Source organism: Moritella sp. F3 (genome assembly GCF_015082335.1).
GTDB lineage: Bacteria > Pseudomonadota > Gammaproteobacteria > Enterobacterales > Moritellaceae > Moritella.
In genome coordinates this window covers 354415-370324 of record NZ_BLRL01000003.1, presented here as the reverse complement: position 1 = coordinate 370324, position 15910 = coordinate 354415, and the positions used below count along the sequence as shown (strand labels likewise).

Below are 15910 nucleotides of genomic sequence, written 5' to 3'. Positions count from 1 at the left end.
CACATTTATAAAAATACTAGAAAGTAGATATATGTTACTAATTTCCCGTGTTAACATGCTTGCAAATTAGTCACTTTTCTGCCTTAAAGATATATTTACATGCATAATTCTTCATTAACTTATACGCGCCGCCCTAAAGGCACCCTTGCAATGTGCAGCCTGTATGCTTTTACTGGCGCTGCCATTGCTGCATCCGTCATATTTTCATTGCTACTGTTTTTATCCATTCACGATAAATTATTGATGCAGATTTTATTCGGTAGTTTAGCGGTCATCTTCGAATTAGGTAAATTCTTTGCTTGGTATGAATTCGGTGAACGCATTGCCCGTAAAGCGTTCCATGCTGCAATCATTGCCCTTGGGTTCTACTGTATTCTTGCCATCATTTCAATCGGTGGTAGTATCGGCGGTATCAACAGTGCCACGAACGTAGCGCAGCAATATGTTGACCAGCGCGATAATAAAGTTAATGCGATCAACCAGCAGATTACTGCGATTGACGATGAAATTAAGTTAAACAATAAAGCAGCAGATAAATACCTTGAATTGCAGATGATCTCAATTGGTGTATCACGCATTCAAAAAGAAAACCAAGTATTACGTGCAAAACAAGCCGAACTTCGAATCGAACGTGACAGTGCGCCCGTTGCTGAACAAGGCTCAGTTATTAGCTTAATCGCTAGCTTAGCTAAAATTCTCAACACCACGACCGAAAATGCTCAATCTTGGTTAGTCATATTCTTATCAGTACTACTGGATATATTCGCGGCCTTTTTTGTCGGTTTAATTGGTGAGGAATTACGTTTCCGTCATTCAATTAATCGTAAAAAAGAACAAGAAAAAGCCGATAAGGCTGAGCATTTACGCCTGTTAGCAACACAAAGCTATATTGAAATTGAAGCACCAGCTCAATTAGAACAGAAAGTATTAATTGAGAAACAGATGTCTGTCAGTGCGTCATATATTTTACAAGCTGCACAAGCACAAGATTTGAAGTGTTCTAAAAAGCACATCGCAGAAACCCTTGATTTAACGATAGAAGAAATAGACAACGCGTTTGAAGAGTTCTTATCGTTTGGTATCGTTGAAAGAAAACGTAACAACCATTTACGCTGGATAAGACAAGCAGACGTCGCTTAACACGAGCGACCTTTTTGCACTAAGCAATTTATTACAATAAGCCAGTTCAGCAATTTACTCCCCCCTGCTGCACTGGCTTTTATCCCCCTATTACATCTTACACTCTTGTTTTCATTACATTAAATCCAACGCCACATCACAATATGTCATATAGGCCAATTCAAATATAAATCAATATGTAATACTGGCGTTTTATTTAGTTTATTATTTGACAGGGAAATCCAAATGAAATATTACATATTATTACTGATGACCATATTACTCAGTACAACAAGCGTCTCCGCATCTGAGTGGGAATTAGAAAAATATGATGAAGACAATGATATTAAAGTATATACGCGCTTAAAACCAAATAGTGAAAGTGATTTTAAAGAATTCAAAGGTGTTACCCACATAAAATCACGCATCACCCCCTTTATCGCTTTACTCGACAATGCAGAATTGGCATGTGACTGGATGTATAACTGCGTGAAGTTTGAATTTATCGCAGAAACATCAGCCACTCAAAAAACGTCTTATAGCGTAAACAATGCACCTTGGCCCGTAACGGATCGCGACCTTGTTATCGATAGCGCAACAACCCAAAATAAAGACAACTACACTGTGACAGTCTCGCTATCATCAGCATCCGATAAAGTTGCGAATGATGACGATTATATTCGCGTTAAAGAACTTGAAGGTACATGGACATTTACACCGATGGACAATGGTGTTGTTGAAGTAAGCTATCAACTATTCCTTGACCCAGCAGGTAGCCTTCCAAGCATGCTTGCCGCATCAACTGTTGTTGATACGCCATATTATACCCTGCTTAACTTGCGTGAGATTATTGCTAAACCTGAATTACAATCACAGCAGTTAACATATATTAGCGAACCACCAGCTAACTAATACAATTAACAAGGGTGAGAATATCGACAAGTTTTCTAAAAGCTGTATTAATATTTTCATCCTTGATAACATAGCACTGCATCCAAGCACCTCCTGTTATCGATTGATGAGTCAGCCCGAATGATTAAACAACAATTACATATAGCCCTCGTTGAAGACGAAATAAATATCGCAGAAAATTATCGTGATGCATTACAACGGATCGGCTACCGGGTTTCCATTTTTCACAATCGTCAAGATGCGCTCACCGCTTTTGAACTCGCATTACCAGATATGGCGATCATTGATGTCGGTTTGCAAGATGAATATGAAGGTGGGTTCGAGCTATGTCGCACATTGCGCCAACTTTCAGATACCCTACCGATTATATTTTTAACCGCAAGAAACAGCGAACTTGACGAAATATCAGCATTACGCCTTGGCGCGGATGATTACCTAACCAAAGACGTGAGTATTCATCAAGTTTTAGCCCGTGTATCTGCACTATTTCGTCGTATTCAAGCATTAAAAAAACCAGTCTCTAATGACGAGCAAGTACTTAATCGTGGGTTATTGCGGATCAATGTCGAGCGTATTGAAACATACTGGCAAGATCAACCTGTAATGCTAACGTTAACCGAGTTTTGGATTGTGCATACACTTGCTAAATACCCTGGTCAGGTTAAAAATAGAGATCAACTCATGGATGCGGCACACGTGGTATTAGATAACAACACCATTACCACACACATCAAGCGTATACGTAAAAAATTCAGTTACATAGATAGCGAATTCAACGCGATAAAAACAGCTTATGGGATGGGTTATCGCTGGGTTATTGAGTGAAATTTCACTTCAGTTTAAAAACACAGCTGTTATTAGTCGCCAGCTTAATGTTATTACTGCCTTGGGCTGGTTGCCAAAGTGTCAGTATTTTAGAAACCAGCTTACGTCAAAGTCATAGCCAATTGCTCGACGTACAAATGACGGCTGCAGCCCAGCAACTTCAGCATAAACTAAACCAATCGCAATACACCAATTTTAATACCAATCAAGGCAACTATTATGCCCCTCTCACCGACAGTAAAATGTTATTGGATGGGTTTGATGGTGAAGAAAGCGATTGGGATAATATTACGACCCCTTGGTTTCAGCTTAATACCTATGACTACGTGGCAGAACGTTACGACCCTGAGCTCCCCCTTACTGAAGAACCGGCGATTTCTGCTAAATTTAAGCTCGCAACCAATGATAAATTACTTTATATTTTTATTCAGACTACCGCTCTTAGTCCACATTATTATAATCCAACACAGCCACAACGACCTGCAGATCAGCTGAACATCCGCAGTATCAATAAAACTGGACTCATTTCGCATTGGCTGATTAACCCTCAAGGCTCAGGTCGGGTCGAAATGGACAATACTAGCCAAGCAATGATCACCAGCCGAGATGCTGGCTCATGGGTATGGCGCGATGGTCATTACACGATAGAAATTGCAATTCCAATTAGCTTAGCCAGTGATGCCATTGGTTTTGATCTTATCCTTAATGATCAGCAACTAAATCAACATTTCAAATCTAAGCCAGGGTCGACTTACGAGCGCAGTCTAGTACGTGAGACTCTAGATTTGAATCAGCAACTCGCTAACTACCAACAACCCGGACTGAGTTTGTATTTACTCAATAGCCAATATTGGTTGGTTGGGCAACTCAATGCAGAACAAATGCTAAATACTCCAGATGCTCAAAGTGATGCCCGTACTGGAAGTGAGAGCCTGAAAGAAAGCGAAACAAATGATGATCAAGTAGATCCATCTTGGTTTAGCAACGCTATCTACAACAAATTATTCACCTCAGATTCGCTGCCTTATTGGCGAGAACCTACAAGCTTAGGCCGCTGGTTATCACCACAGCAACTAGGACAAACAACCTGGTATCAAGACTCACCCATTAACAAACAGCTGCACAGTACAACCATGATCGTTAACGGCCAAGCATTCTATTTTGTTGCCGTACAAGATTCACGACAAAGCTTACTGTCAGCAAGTAAGGCATTAAATCAGCTATTGATATTGTTGTTTACGATCATAGCCATCATCGTTTCAGCATTATTTATTTTTGCCTCGCTGTTGTCATGGCGTATTGTCAAAATGAAACAAAGTTACCGTGATGCAATTGATAGCGATGGTAAGATCATGGCTGTACCAGACGCGAGCAAGCTGCCCGATGAGCTGGGAGATTTATCACGCGTAATGCACCAACTGACCGTTAATCAAGGTAAGTACACTGATTACTTAGCGTCGCTAGCAGATAAATTATCCCATGAATTGAAGACACCTGTGGCAGTTATACGTACCTCATTGGAAAATTTGGAACTATCTAATTTAGATCCTGACGCAAGAAAATACCTGACTCGCGCAATGCAAGGGACGAACCGCCTAAGCCAAACATTAAATGCCCTTAGTGAAGCCAATAAATTAGAGCAAAGTTTTGAATACGCGCAGTGGCAAGTAGTACCATTTGACGATATGTTGGAAGAACTAGTCGATGCTTACCGACAAATTTATAGCAGTCATCAATTTAAGTTAAGTTATGCTAAAGGCCATGCTGAAAATGAACATTACGCGATAAATTTAGCGCCAGAACTCATCGTCCAATTGCTCGATAAACTCATCAGCAATGCGGTTGATTATGCACCCGTCGATCAACCGATACGCTTTACCCTTAATAAGCTCGATAGCCAACTACAGCTATTAGTCGAAAATCAAGGTCCACACTTTAGCAGTGATAATATTCCGCAACTGTTTGACTCTATGGTCTCTAATCGTCAGCAGTCAGATACCCCCCACCTTGGTTTAGGGTTACACATCGTTAAATTAATCACTGATTTTCATGGCGGTCAAATCAATGCAAAAAACCAACAAGGTGCTAAAGGTGTGATATTTGAACTATTATTACCAATAAGAAAGTGATCGCAGAGGTAGAATAAATGTTGATACGGCCGATTGCAAAACGTAATGGTGTAACGCTGACCATCGTTGCATGCTTATTCATTTTCAGTAGTATCATCGCGCTGTTAACGACCTCATCTGATACGAATAACAGCCTATTTTTTCCTTTACTCGCTGCAGCCTTGATTATCGGCATCATTCTACTTATTGTCGGCATAACCAAAATAAATGACGTCGATTATCGTTTTTCACTCACTAATGAGGGGATACATTATTTCACCGCTCGCGGTGGCTTTACTATTCTTTGGCAGGATATACAACGGATTGATATTCCTAAAATAAACGATGGCTTAGCACTAAAAGACCTGCCTTACATCGGTATCCGTCTCAATGAGCGAGAACACCTCATTAACAGCGCTTCATTGCCCACCCTATCACACATGTTACTAGAACAACGTGCCCTTATCATTCTGACAAACCCCAATGGCACAGTGTACGGCAATGCCGATAATATGCTTTACCCCAACGTAAAAGTAACCCATAAATATCAAGGGTTACAGGCAATGTTCATTAATAGAATGCACTACCTTCATGACACCTTAGGCTATGATATTTACTTTCCCGCTGACGATCTTGATCGCTCTCCAGCAGAGTTTGTTACGCTGTTACGCCAGCTTAAAGCAAATTGTCCTAGATCATTCTAAACAGTAATAATTATCAATTAGAGTTGCATTTGATATGTTTATATGGATAATACGAACTATTCTCATTAAGGCTATAAAATAATGTAGTCTATTATAAAAAATAAAAAGGATTTGTTGTGAAAAAATCTGCCCTTTGCTTTGCCATCTCTTCTGCGTTACTTACTGCTTCATTTGCATCACATGCTGCAAATGTAAAAGTACTTGATAAAACACTTTCTCCTGCGGCTAACTTTCTTGCTTATACCGAGTTCGAATTATCAGGTGAACCACTTGCTGAAGCGCTAGGCTTAGACCTTGATGTTTTAGACCCAAATCAAGTTGATCAACCAACTGCATTCGATTATGCCGCGGGTATTGAAAGCTACGAATACTCAGAAGAAGCGATGTATGCGTTAAACTACCAGTCTACTATGGGTCCTCACCTAGTAAACGGTCCTGTTAACCAAGCACGCGGTGGTTCTCTTGCTGACTTAGGTAAACGCTTTATTTCTCTTGCGGGCGCAGTAGGCTTCCCAAGTGAAGAGATCCCATTAAACATGTACCCTATCTCTGTACCTTATGTATCAGGTAATCCTGAATTCGTTGGTAAAGTAGATACAACCAAAGTAAATGGCGAAGAACTTGAAGTATTATCTGCGACAGGTAAAGCAGCAGTTCACAACACAGTGATCCCAGCTTACTTCCGTGATTACAAAACACTAGCATGGGACAGCGCAAGTTTCGATAAAGCGTTAAACCCAGGCGCAATCGGCAGTATCTTCCTTAAAGAGGTAATGTGGTCACAAGATTTCCTAGGTGGCATGCACGTTACGGCGACAGATGAAGAAGTTGAAGCAACATCAAGCACAATGGACCAAGATGGCGTACACAGTCTTGGTGTATCCGCTGCCGATGGTTTCAACGGTATGATCTTAACTGAAATGTCGCTAGACAAGTTACTTATTCTTCAACAGCAACTTGGCTTTGACGGTAAGAACTTAGGCGTTAAATTTGGTCCTGATTATGATGCATCTAAAAACCCTATCTGGTTTGCACATAAAGTAGCCGTTAAAGAAACACAGAAAAACAACGTAAATAACATCGGTAAACTGACAGTGACAGATGGTTCATCATCACTGCGTGATACGTGGATGCTATTATGGCCTGTAAGTGAGTTCTATGCATTTACTGACCAACGTACAGCGAATACAGCTCAAAACCCAGCGTTCAAAGCTGTGTTTGATGGCAAACCATTTGCTGCAGCACCGAAACAAAACATTGATAACAAAACAACTAACAATGTAATCGCTGACGATGCATTCTCAGTTGCAAGCAACGTGGCTAACTTATCGTTCCAAAACTTAGCAAACCTACATTTCAATGAGAAAGCGGGTACATTTGTTACTAAATACGACGGTAAGCAAAATGCACAAGTTGATACATTCGACGCAGCATACAGCATCGTAGCATTATCAATTTACCAACGTTCACAAGATGCACTACCAGTAGGTTATGCAGCAGCAGACGGCGGTGATGTAGATTTAGCAACACCTCAAGGTAAACAAGCGCTTGGTCTAATCAAAGCACAAGCAGATTACATCGTTAACACGTTAGTAGCGAAAAATGGTCTAGTATATGACGGCGCGACGATTGGTAAATCAGTAGATAAAAACCAATCACTTGACGCTCAATTCGCTTCAATCCGTGGTTTAGTTGCAGCTTACCTTGCTACACAAGACGACAGCTACAAGCAAGCAGCACGTTCAATCTTCCTTGCGGTAGAGAAAAACATGTTTGATGCTGACCTAGGTACTTGGGCACAAACACCTGGTAAAGCAACAATCCACACACCATTAACTGCTGCAGCAATCTCTGGTGGTTTACGTGAAACAATACTTCACCTTGCTAACGAAGAAGGCGAACATGTTCCAGCACTAGAACTACAACACTTAACTGAACGTTACACAGCTTGGTTCAAGAAAGTAGTTAACGGTGGCCAGCAGTTATCAGAATGGGTTGGTGATTCAGGTGAAAACTTACTGAAAGACAGCAATACTACCGATTCAGATAATGATGGTGTGAAGCAAGTTACAGCTGCTGGTGGTAAATTTGGTACAGCACAAACAATGGCAGCAAAAGTATCGGTTAGTGCAAAATAACCGCCCTTTTGGCAACAGATAGCCATCTCGCAACGTGCTAAGTTCACTTAAATGAGTTAATGAACGCGTTGCGAAATAAAAATAAAAGTTGCAAAAAGGGATGAGATTTTACTCAGCCCTTTTTGCGTTTTCATACCGTCGATATGAATAAGGTTTTATCATGTCAGTTCAAGCAGCTACTCCAGCCGACGATAACGTCTGGTCACGTTTACAGCAATATTTCAAACGTCTGGCCTTTCACCACAAAAAAGCGGAAGCAATATTATATTTAATGTTCTTATCGGGACTTTTATTGTGGCCGTTTATCACTATCCCATGGCAAGTAGAGCGCACCGTATTACTCATGCACATGCTTGCTGGTATTAGTATATTCCCTGTTTTTGTTGGCAGTTTCTGGTTATCGCACCGCAACCTGATTAAAAAAAGTAATAAGAAGTTCTTGCGTCAAACCGGCACAATAATAGAATACTTACTTGTTGCTTGTACTCTTACCGGTATTTACCTGACTTTTTGGGGCAACACCGGCAATAATTTCAGCATTTTAATGCAAGATATCCATTTTTACAGCTCATGGTTACTCACCCCACTGGTTCTTCGTCATGCATGGCGCTGGACAGTCATTAAATTTTTTAGGAAGTCATAATATGTTTGCCAGTTTTTTAATTACCTTCCGTGAAGGACTCGAAGCCTTCCTACTTGTTGGCATTATACTTTCTTACCTTGCAAAACTGGGCGAATCAAAGCACAACAAACTCATCTATATTGGCGTTGCGCTCGGCTTAGTAGCCTCGCTAATTGTGGCCTTCATTTTCCAATTTGTTGTTGACCAGTTTGATTCCCATGAATACCGTAATTTATTAATGGCTGGCATTTTAAGTTTTGCTACGTTAGTCCTCACTTACATGGCAATTTGGATGCAACGCCAGGCTAAAAGCCAAGTCGCGAATATGCAAAACAACATCCGAGAGATATTAACCACAGGTAATGTTTTTGGGTTAATCTTTTTAGCTTTCCTTGCGGTGATGCGCGAAGGGTTTGAAACCGTACTGTTCTTCTCAGCATTAATGTATTCAGGCCAAGGCGACTTTTCATTACAAGATGGATTAATTGGCGCTGGTGCAGGCCTTGTTGCATCACTGGTTCTCGTTATTGTACTAATGCGTGGCACCCGTAAAGTACCAATCCAAGCTTTCTTCAAATGGACCAGCTTGTTGATCATTATCATTGCCGCTGGTTTATTATCTTCAGCAACCAATATGCTACAAAGCGCCGACGTATTACCTGTATTCCAAACGGCGGTCTTTGATATTAGCCATATCCTTGATGACCAAGGTATATTTGGCACTTTCTTACGCGCTTTATTTGGTTATAATTCATCACCTAATCTATTACCTCTGATTGTTTGGGGCGTTTATTTAGCGGTGTTCTCTGTGTTCTGGCAGCGTGGATACCAAGTGCCCGCTAAAACAGCCGCAGCTTAGTTTTAAACAAGAAAATGAGTGGTGAACATAAGTATGTTCGCCGTATAAGAATAAAAAGTATATTAATTATTGAGTAAATAATGTCGAAAAAAATTGTAATTTTAGGTGCAGGTCCAGCCGGACTGATGGCCGCATGGGAATTTAATCAAGCAGGTTACCAAGTAACTATCCTAGAACGAGAAGAGTTTGTTGGTGGCATGTGCGCAACGCAAACCTTCCAAGGTGAGAAAGGTGAATACCGCTTTGATTACGGTGGTCATCGCTTTATTACTAAAAATCCGAAATTATTACAGTTTATCGATGATTTAATGACTGACGATCTACTTTATGCTGAACGTACCAGTGTGATCCGTTTTAAAGGCCGTACTTACAACTACCCGCTCGCGATTGGTAACTTACTGCGTAATGCGCCAATTAGTTTATTAGCAGGTGCAGCTGTAGATTTAGTGTTTAAACTGCCATTCCAAAAGCGCCCTAGCGAGCAAAGTACCAGCAACTTTGCAGAGTGGATTGAAACGCGTTTCGGTACCACGTTATATAAAAACTTCTTCGAAGGTTACACTGGTAAACTTTGGGGTATCGACCCACGTCAACTCTCTGCAGACTGGGCATCTCAACGCATTAGCTTGTTAGATTTAAAAGATGTAGCGCGACGCTTAATTCCCACTCGCGGAGCAACACCTCGTACTTACGCGAAAAAATACCGTTACCCTAAACTCGGCTTTGGCCAAATGTACACCAAGCTTGCTGAAAAGTTACAGCAGCAAGGCGTAACGATTGTGCAAGGCGCTAATATCACCGCTTTGCAGCAAGGTCATGATCCACGTAAACATAATGAGCTTAATAAGGGCAATAGCATTGATGCCGTTACTTATGAACTTAACGGTGAAACACACTCCATTAACTGTGATCACGTTGTCGGCACAATCCCTTTACCTGTAGTTTGTACATTAACAGGTTTCGATTCAGGCTTAACTTATCGTTCACTGCGCTTTTTCAACATGCCAATGGCAACAGAAAACGTGTCACAGAATACCTGGCAGTATCTGTCAGACCCAGAGTTAATCGGAACTCGCTTACAAGAGCCTCGTCGTCGCTCACCATTCATGGCCCCCAAAGGACAAACATCAGTCATGATCGAGATCCCTTGTGACAAAGGTGATGATGTTTGGAACATGGACAATAACAAACTATTAAAACGGGTAAAAGAAGACCTTGATCATCTAGACGTACCAGATGTAAGTACGGGCGAATTCTTTACTACGTATACTGAATACGCTTATCCGATGATGGATGTAAGCTACAACGCGAAACGTGAGCGTGCAATCACTCATCTTAACCAATTCGACAACTTGGTCATGACTGGTCGCCAAGGTACATTCCGTTATATCTTCACTGATACAGCAATGGAAATGGGCTTGATGGCAGCAGAAGGGATTATTAAAGGTGAAGATAACCGCCGCCAAATTTTTGATCACCGTAACGAAAAAACAGTGATTGAAGTACAAAGCATTATGGATGATAAAAAAACACCAGAGGAAAAAAATGTCGCTTAAAACTATCAACACAATTACGGTAAAATCATTTATCTTAAGCTTTTTCGTATTATTATTCACTACGCAAAGTTTTGCTTACTCTTATGCAGCTGCCGGTAAAGAACCTTTAATTGAAGGCCGTGAAACATTATTAAAAGCACTATCTGCAAATGATTACAGTGCTGTGCAAACGGCATATGACTCAATGCAGGCAGAATTTGTTTACTTTAATGAACATCATGGGCTAAATGTTGATGAGCAAATGCAAACAGCGATCACAACCCAAGATCAGCAAGGCGTTGCAACGGCCTTAACCACTACGATGAAGGCAGAAGTAATGCGCCGCCTTGAAGGTGCAGAGCAAAACATCAACGATTACCAAGTCGCTAAAGTACTTGTCGTCAAAAGTAAGTTATTTATTGACTTACTTGCTGCTGATTTAACCGCCGATAATCGTAAACAAGCCGATACAGCGATCCGTGGAGCGCTTGCCTCTATCGGTAATCCAGGTGTATTTGGTGTTGGTCAAAAACCTGCAGATGTAACACGCTTTATTGTCTTCAGAACTGATTTACAAGCAGCACTGCAATTTACATTACCCGATGCTCCAACGAAGTAGTGAGCCTTGCTACGCTGATTTAATTATCGGTATTAGCGTAATAGCCTGCATTGCAGGCTATTTTGGCTTACTCAATTATTATAGTTTTGATATTAGCAGTGATGATGCACTGTATTTTCAGCGGGCATTAACTTACTTTTCTGTATTAGAATTCAGCCCACACTTTCCCGGTTATCCCGGCTTTGTTTGGTTTGAACGCAGTATCGCTGCAATCACTTCCCATCCCAATAGTAATGTCTTATTAAGTTTTCTTTCTGCTATCGCGTTAACGTTAAGTGTCTTTGTCTATTGCTATCAACATATGCAATCAAAGGGATTTACTATCCTTGCAGTTGTGCTTTTTTTACTGCAAGGCAATATTGCTGAATTAGCCTTTAATGGCTTATCAGATGCTACTGCACTGTGGTTCTTCAGCTTATATTTATTACAGACTCACCTTTATACACAAGCCTCTACTGACGCCTGCACCAGAAAAACATATTCCTCGATAATAAGTGGGCTGTTATTAGCGGCATGCCTCGCTACCCGCCCCTCTTATTTACCTTTAGTCACTAGCGCACTGGTTTTAGAGTTTATCTATCATGCTCAAGGGCAGCAGCGTTTTCGACGATTCGGCTGGCAATTACTCAGTATCACGGCCGTTGGCTTATTGTGCGCTGGATATGTCTTTATGCAAGACGGCTGGGCATATATTGAAGAAGGCCAACGCTTTACCCAAGGCCACTTCACTATTTGGGGGAATACCACCAGTACAACAGATTCTTTATTACAACAATGGCTCACAACCTTAACTAATACTTATTCAAGTTTAGGGCTTGCCTTATTAACCACTAACCTCATCATCGGGCTTTATATACCCAAAACACGTGGTCTTAGTATTCTCGCTTGTTGCTGGTTTGCATGGATAATACGCGGGCAAAATCCAGAAAACATTCGCCATTTAGCAGTCTTCAGTTTATTGTTACCCATCATCACAGCCCAACTAGTAGAGCACTTCTATACGCAAAATAGCTATCTGCAAAAAAGCATTCGCCCTATTCTATACGTGGTTAGTATTATATTGCTGGTAACACTGGGGCATCACAGTCTAAAACAGTTCTCAACACAGAAAAATGCACCGATATTACAAGCCACTCAGTTTTTTACAACAATGAGTACGCAACAGATTATTATCAGTAATTATAATATCGATAATTTACGCCACACTTTACCGCAACATGTAATTTTAGATCGCCATTATCAAAGCAGCAGCAATTACCAAGCTCAACAGCAAGGATATTGGCGACTGAGCAGTAACCCACTGCATAATGAAGAGATCGTAGTCCAATTCAAAGGCCGCTTTCTGGGGGAACGCAGTTTATATCTCTATTATTTTGATCCTTATCATTAACTCCTTATTATATAGATATCCAATCATTGTAAGGATATTGCACTATTTCACTAAAACTATATAATGATAACCATTCTTAATCGCAATACCCTTCACCTCTATCAAGATGCTGTATCTATGAATATCAATATGAATATAAGTACATTGCCAAAATTAATGCTTACTTTGTTATTACTAATAAGTAGCTCGCTTTACGCCAGCAATGTAAGTGCAAATACCAAAAGTAACAGCTTATTACTATCAACTGATAAAACGCAGTTTATTAGTGCAAATATGGATGCAGGTAGCGTCAGTATTCTGAATGCAGAGACAGGTGAATTAATCGCAGAGCAAGCCTTAGGTAAAGATCTTCGTCGACTCGCTCTTGACCCGGTTAACAACCAATTATTAGTCAGTGATTATCTTGCAAACCAGCTCTATCTTATTGATGCAAATAGCCTAGCCTTAATCAAAACAATTCAAACCGGTGATCGCCCTTTCGGTATTGTCTACGATGAATATAATAAACAATATTACGTCACTTTGTTTGAAGCAAAACAGCTATTAACCGTTTCAACTGATGGTGAGATAACCGCGACGACGCAAACAGCAGATACCCCACGTGGCCTTGCCCTTGCAAATGATGGGCGCTTACTTGTCAGCCACAGCATGACAGGTCAGGTCTCAATTTATAATACCCGTGCAGCGACCCTGCAATTAAATAAAATAATTCAACTTGTCGATACGCCAGAACATGCATCGCGCGCAGTACCACAGGGTAAACCTCGCGTACTCGATAATATTGCGATATCACCCGATGGTACGCAAGCTTGGTTACCCCATGTATTGTGGTCATTCGCGGATAATTTTCAATTTCAATCGACGGTCTTCCCAACTATTTCATTACTTGACCTTACACCAGGCAAAGAAAAAGAAATGGTTGATAAACGTAAGCAGTTATTCAAGCAAATAAACATCATTGAAAACAACAACACTACGCGTATTGTGTCTAACCCACACGATGCTGCATTCCGCGAAGACGGTAAAAAAGTATTCATTACCTTATCAGGTTCTGAAGATCTACTGGTGTTTGATCTATCACGCCAAGGGAAAATTGGTAAAAAATCGAAACGTCATCGCCGTACTAAATTACAAGGTGGTGTAAAAGCAACGCAAATATACCGTCATATACCCGGTACTAACCCGCGCAGCCTGATTGAACAAGACGGTACACTCTATGTTCAAAATGCCATGTCTCACGACTTAGTCAGTTTTGATGTCAGTGGTAAAGGACCCTTTGCTAAAGTTAAATTAGCCAATGCGCAGTTCGCTAAATTAATTAGTCACGATCCAATCACACCTGAATTACGTTTAGGTAAAACACTCTTCAATCTTGCAAACAGTGATAAATTTGAAAACTCTGCCATGGCAGGTGATTTCTGGATGAGCTGCAACTCTTGTCATGTTGACGGTTTTAATTTTACCAACAAATACTTATTAGCTGACGGAACCAAAGACGTTAAAGTAAATGCGATGACTGGTCATATTGGTTTATCATCTATGATTGCTGGTGATCCTATCGAAGCTTATATTGATATGATCCAAAAGACCCAAGGTGGTATGGGCACAGACCCTAAAAAGCCCGAGTTACCAAAAGTCGATCCTAAAGCGCCTTCAGTAGAGATCGTGCGTTTAATGTCAGCATTAAACATGTACGTCACCACTAAAGAGAACCTACCTTATTTATCAACTTGGTTACGTTTTGATGACGAACGCAAGTTCACCCATAAATCAGAATGGCTAAACTCAGCAAGTTGCGAATCTTGCCATAGTACCCTGTATAAGCAGTGGTCAGATTCAAATCACGGCATGCACATGGATAGCCCTTACTATCGCTTCCAAGAAAATCTGGCGGCAGAATCAGAAGGTGAACCTTTTAGAAACTTATGTCGAGGCTGCCATGCACCTCAAACGATTCTAAATAATAATACAGCGCCACTAACTCACCTCAACAGTATGTACGAGAAAGAAGGCCAATCACTACGAGATGCATTGAAAGAAGGTCTACCAGTCGATGAAACTGGAACGAGCTGTGTATTCTGTCACCGTATCACCAAAGCAGAAGATGCCGGTGGTAATACTGACCTGACCGTAAACTTAAAAGACCGCGCTGAATACTTGTTTGAATTTTCGAGTAACCCGGCATTAAAACTTATTGCTGAAGCACAAATAAATGCATCGCCGCAACAACACAAAGACAGCTATTCAAACCCTGAGCTGTACAAAAGCTCTTTGTATTGTGCGACTTGCCATAATGAATTCACACCAGGCCAAGGCGCTAACGTGAATAATAACTATGGTGAATGGCAAGCGTCTAAATTTAATGCACCAGACAACCCAGAACAGAATAAAACCTGTATCGATTGTCACATGCGCTTAGACATGACTGACTTTGATAAGAAAGTGCCGGGGCAAGCAACCGATAATGGTCCAATTAAACCAAACTTAATTGCCCATAACTTTATTGGTGGTAACTACTACTTCTCCGACATGCGTTCAAAAGAACACGGCAAACTCAGCCGCGATATATTACGCAATGCTCTGTTACTTGACGTAGAAGCCAGTGAAGATGGCAGTAGCATCGACGTGAAGGTAACAAACCATAATACCGGTCATAAAATGCCGGGTGGCGCACGTCGTCAAGTATGGGTTGATTTAGTTGTCACAGACAGTAAAGGCGTAGAACGCTTAGTCAGCGGTCAGTTAAACGATGGCTATCTACCAAAAAACAGCCGTGTATTTGCCAAGAAAAGTGGTTATATGCACGGAGAACCCGTTGGACTTAAATTCTGGCGTGTAGAAAAGATTCTGTCGGATACGCGTATATCACCCGATGAAACTCGCGTGGAATCATTTGAACTGCCTGAGGGACTAAGCTATCCAATCACGGTCGTGGCTAAAATCAATTACCGCTCGTTTTCAAAACCGTTAACAAGTAAAGTTCAAGCCGCATTTCCAGAACAAAATATTCCGTTCGCAGATGTGATTGAATTAAATAAAATAACTAAAGTATTCCAACAACAATAATTAATACTTAAGC

At 40.9% G+C, this 15910-nt stretch carries 12 protein-coding genes; all 12 read left to right on the top strand.

Features of this window, described 5'->3' with window-relative positions; genetic code table 11:
* Window positions 1–99 precede the first annotated feature (99 nt).
* Entirely contained in the window at window positions 100–1140 is a 1041-nt protein-coding gene (locus JFU56_RS07940; RefSeq protein ID WP_198436744.1) for a Preprotein translocase subunit SecY, read from the top strand.
* Between the two features lie 225 nt (window positions 1141–1365).
* On the top strand, window positions 1366–2031 hold the full coding sequence (locus JFU56_RS07935; protein WP_198436743.1) for an START domain-containing protein: 666 nt from the start codon (window positions 1366–1368) through the stop codon (window positions 2029–2031).
* 120 nt (window positions 2032–2151) lie between these two features.
* A complete protein-coding gene (gene pdsR / locus JFU56_RS07930) occupies window positions 2152–2856 on the top strand; it encodes a proteobacterial dedicated sortase system response regulator (RefSeq protein WP_198436742.1) in 705 nt (234 codons plus the stop codon).
* On the top strand, window positions 2853–4985 hold the full coding sequence (locus JFU56_RS07925; protein ID WP_198436741.1) for an ATP-binding protein: 2133 nt from the start codon (window positions 2853–2855) through the stop codon (window positions 4983–4985). Before pdsR ends, JFU56_RS07925 begins: the two co-directional genes overlap by 4 nt.
* Window positions 4986–5002: 17 nt before the next feature.
* Window positions 5003–5668, top strand: a complete 666-nt coding sequence (locus JFU56_RS07920; protein WP_198436740.1) for a DUF2982 domain-containing protein — start codon at window positions 5003–5005, stop codon at window positions 5666–5668.
* Window positions 5669–5784: 116 nt separating this feature from the next.
* The gene (locus JFU56_RS07915) at window positions 5785–7806 is read left to right on the top strand and encodes a hypothetical protein (protein ID WP_198436739.1); all 2022 of its coding nucleotides are present in this window, start codon (window positions 5785–5787) and stop codon (window positions 7804–7806) included.
* A 160-nt stretch (window positions 7807–7966) separates the two neighbouring features.
* Window positions 7967–8449: a hypothetical protein gene (locus JFU56_RS07910; protein ID WP_198436738.1), complete on the top strand. Its 483-nt coding sequence runs from the start codon at window positions 7967–7969 to the stop codon at window positions 8447–8449.
* Between the two features lies 1 nt (window position 8450).
* On the top strand, window positions 8451–9287 hold the full coding sequence (locus JFU56_RS07905; protein ID WP_198436737.1) for an FTR1 family protein: 837 nt from the start codon (window positions 8451–8453) through the stop codon (window positions 9285–9287).
* A gap of 80 nt (window positions 9288–9367) precedes the next feature.
* Window positions 9368–10843, top strand: coding sequence for an FAD-dependent oxidoreductase (locus JFU56_RS07900; protein WP_198436736.1), 1476 nt, complete (start codon window positions 9368–9370; stop codon window positions 10841–10843).
* Window positions 10833–11441, top strand: coding sequence for a hypothetical protein (locus JFU56_RS07895; protein ID WP_198436735.1), 609 nt, complete (start codon window positions 10833–10835; stop codon window positions 11439–11441). Before JFU56_RS07900 ends, JFU56_RS07895 begins: the two co-directional genes overlap by 11 nt.
* Window positions 11425–12831, top strand: a complete 1407-nt coding sequence (locus tag JFU56_RS07890; RefSeq protein WP_198436734.1) for a hypothetical protein — start codon at window positions 11425–11427, stop codon at window positions 12829–12831. The genes JFU56_RS07895 and JFU56_RS07890 overlap by 17 nt, the downstream gene beginning before the upstream one ends.
* 129 nt (window positions 12832–12960) lie before the next feature.
* On the top strand, window positions 12961–15897 hold the full coding sequence (locus JFU56_RS07885) for a multiheme c-type cytochrome (protein ID WP_242065913.1): 2937 nt from the start codon (window positions 12961–12963) through the stop codon (window positions 15895–15897).
* Window positions 15898–15910 lie beyond the last annotated feature (13 nt).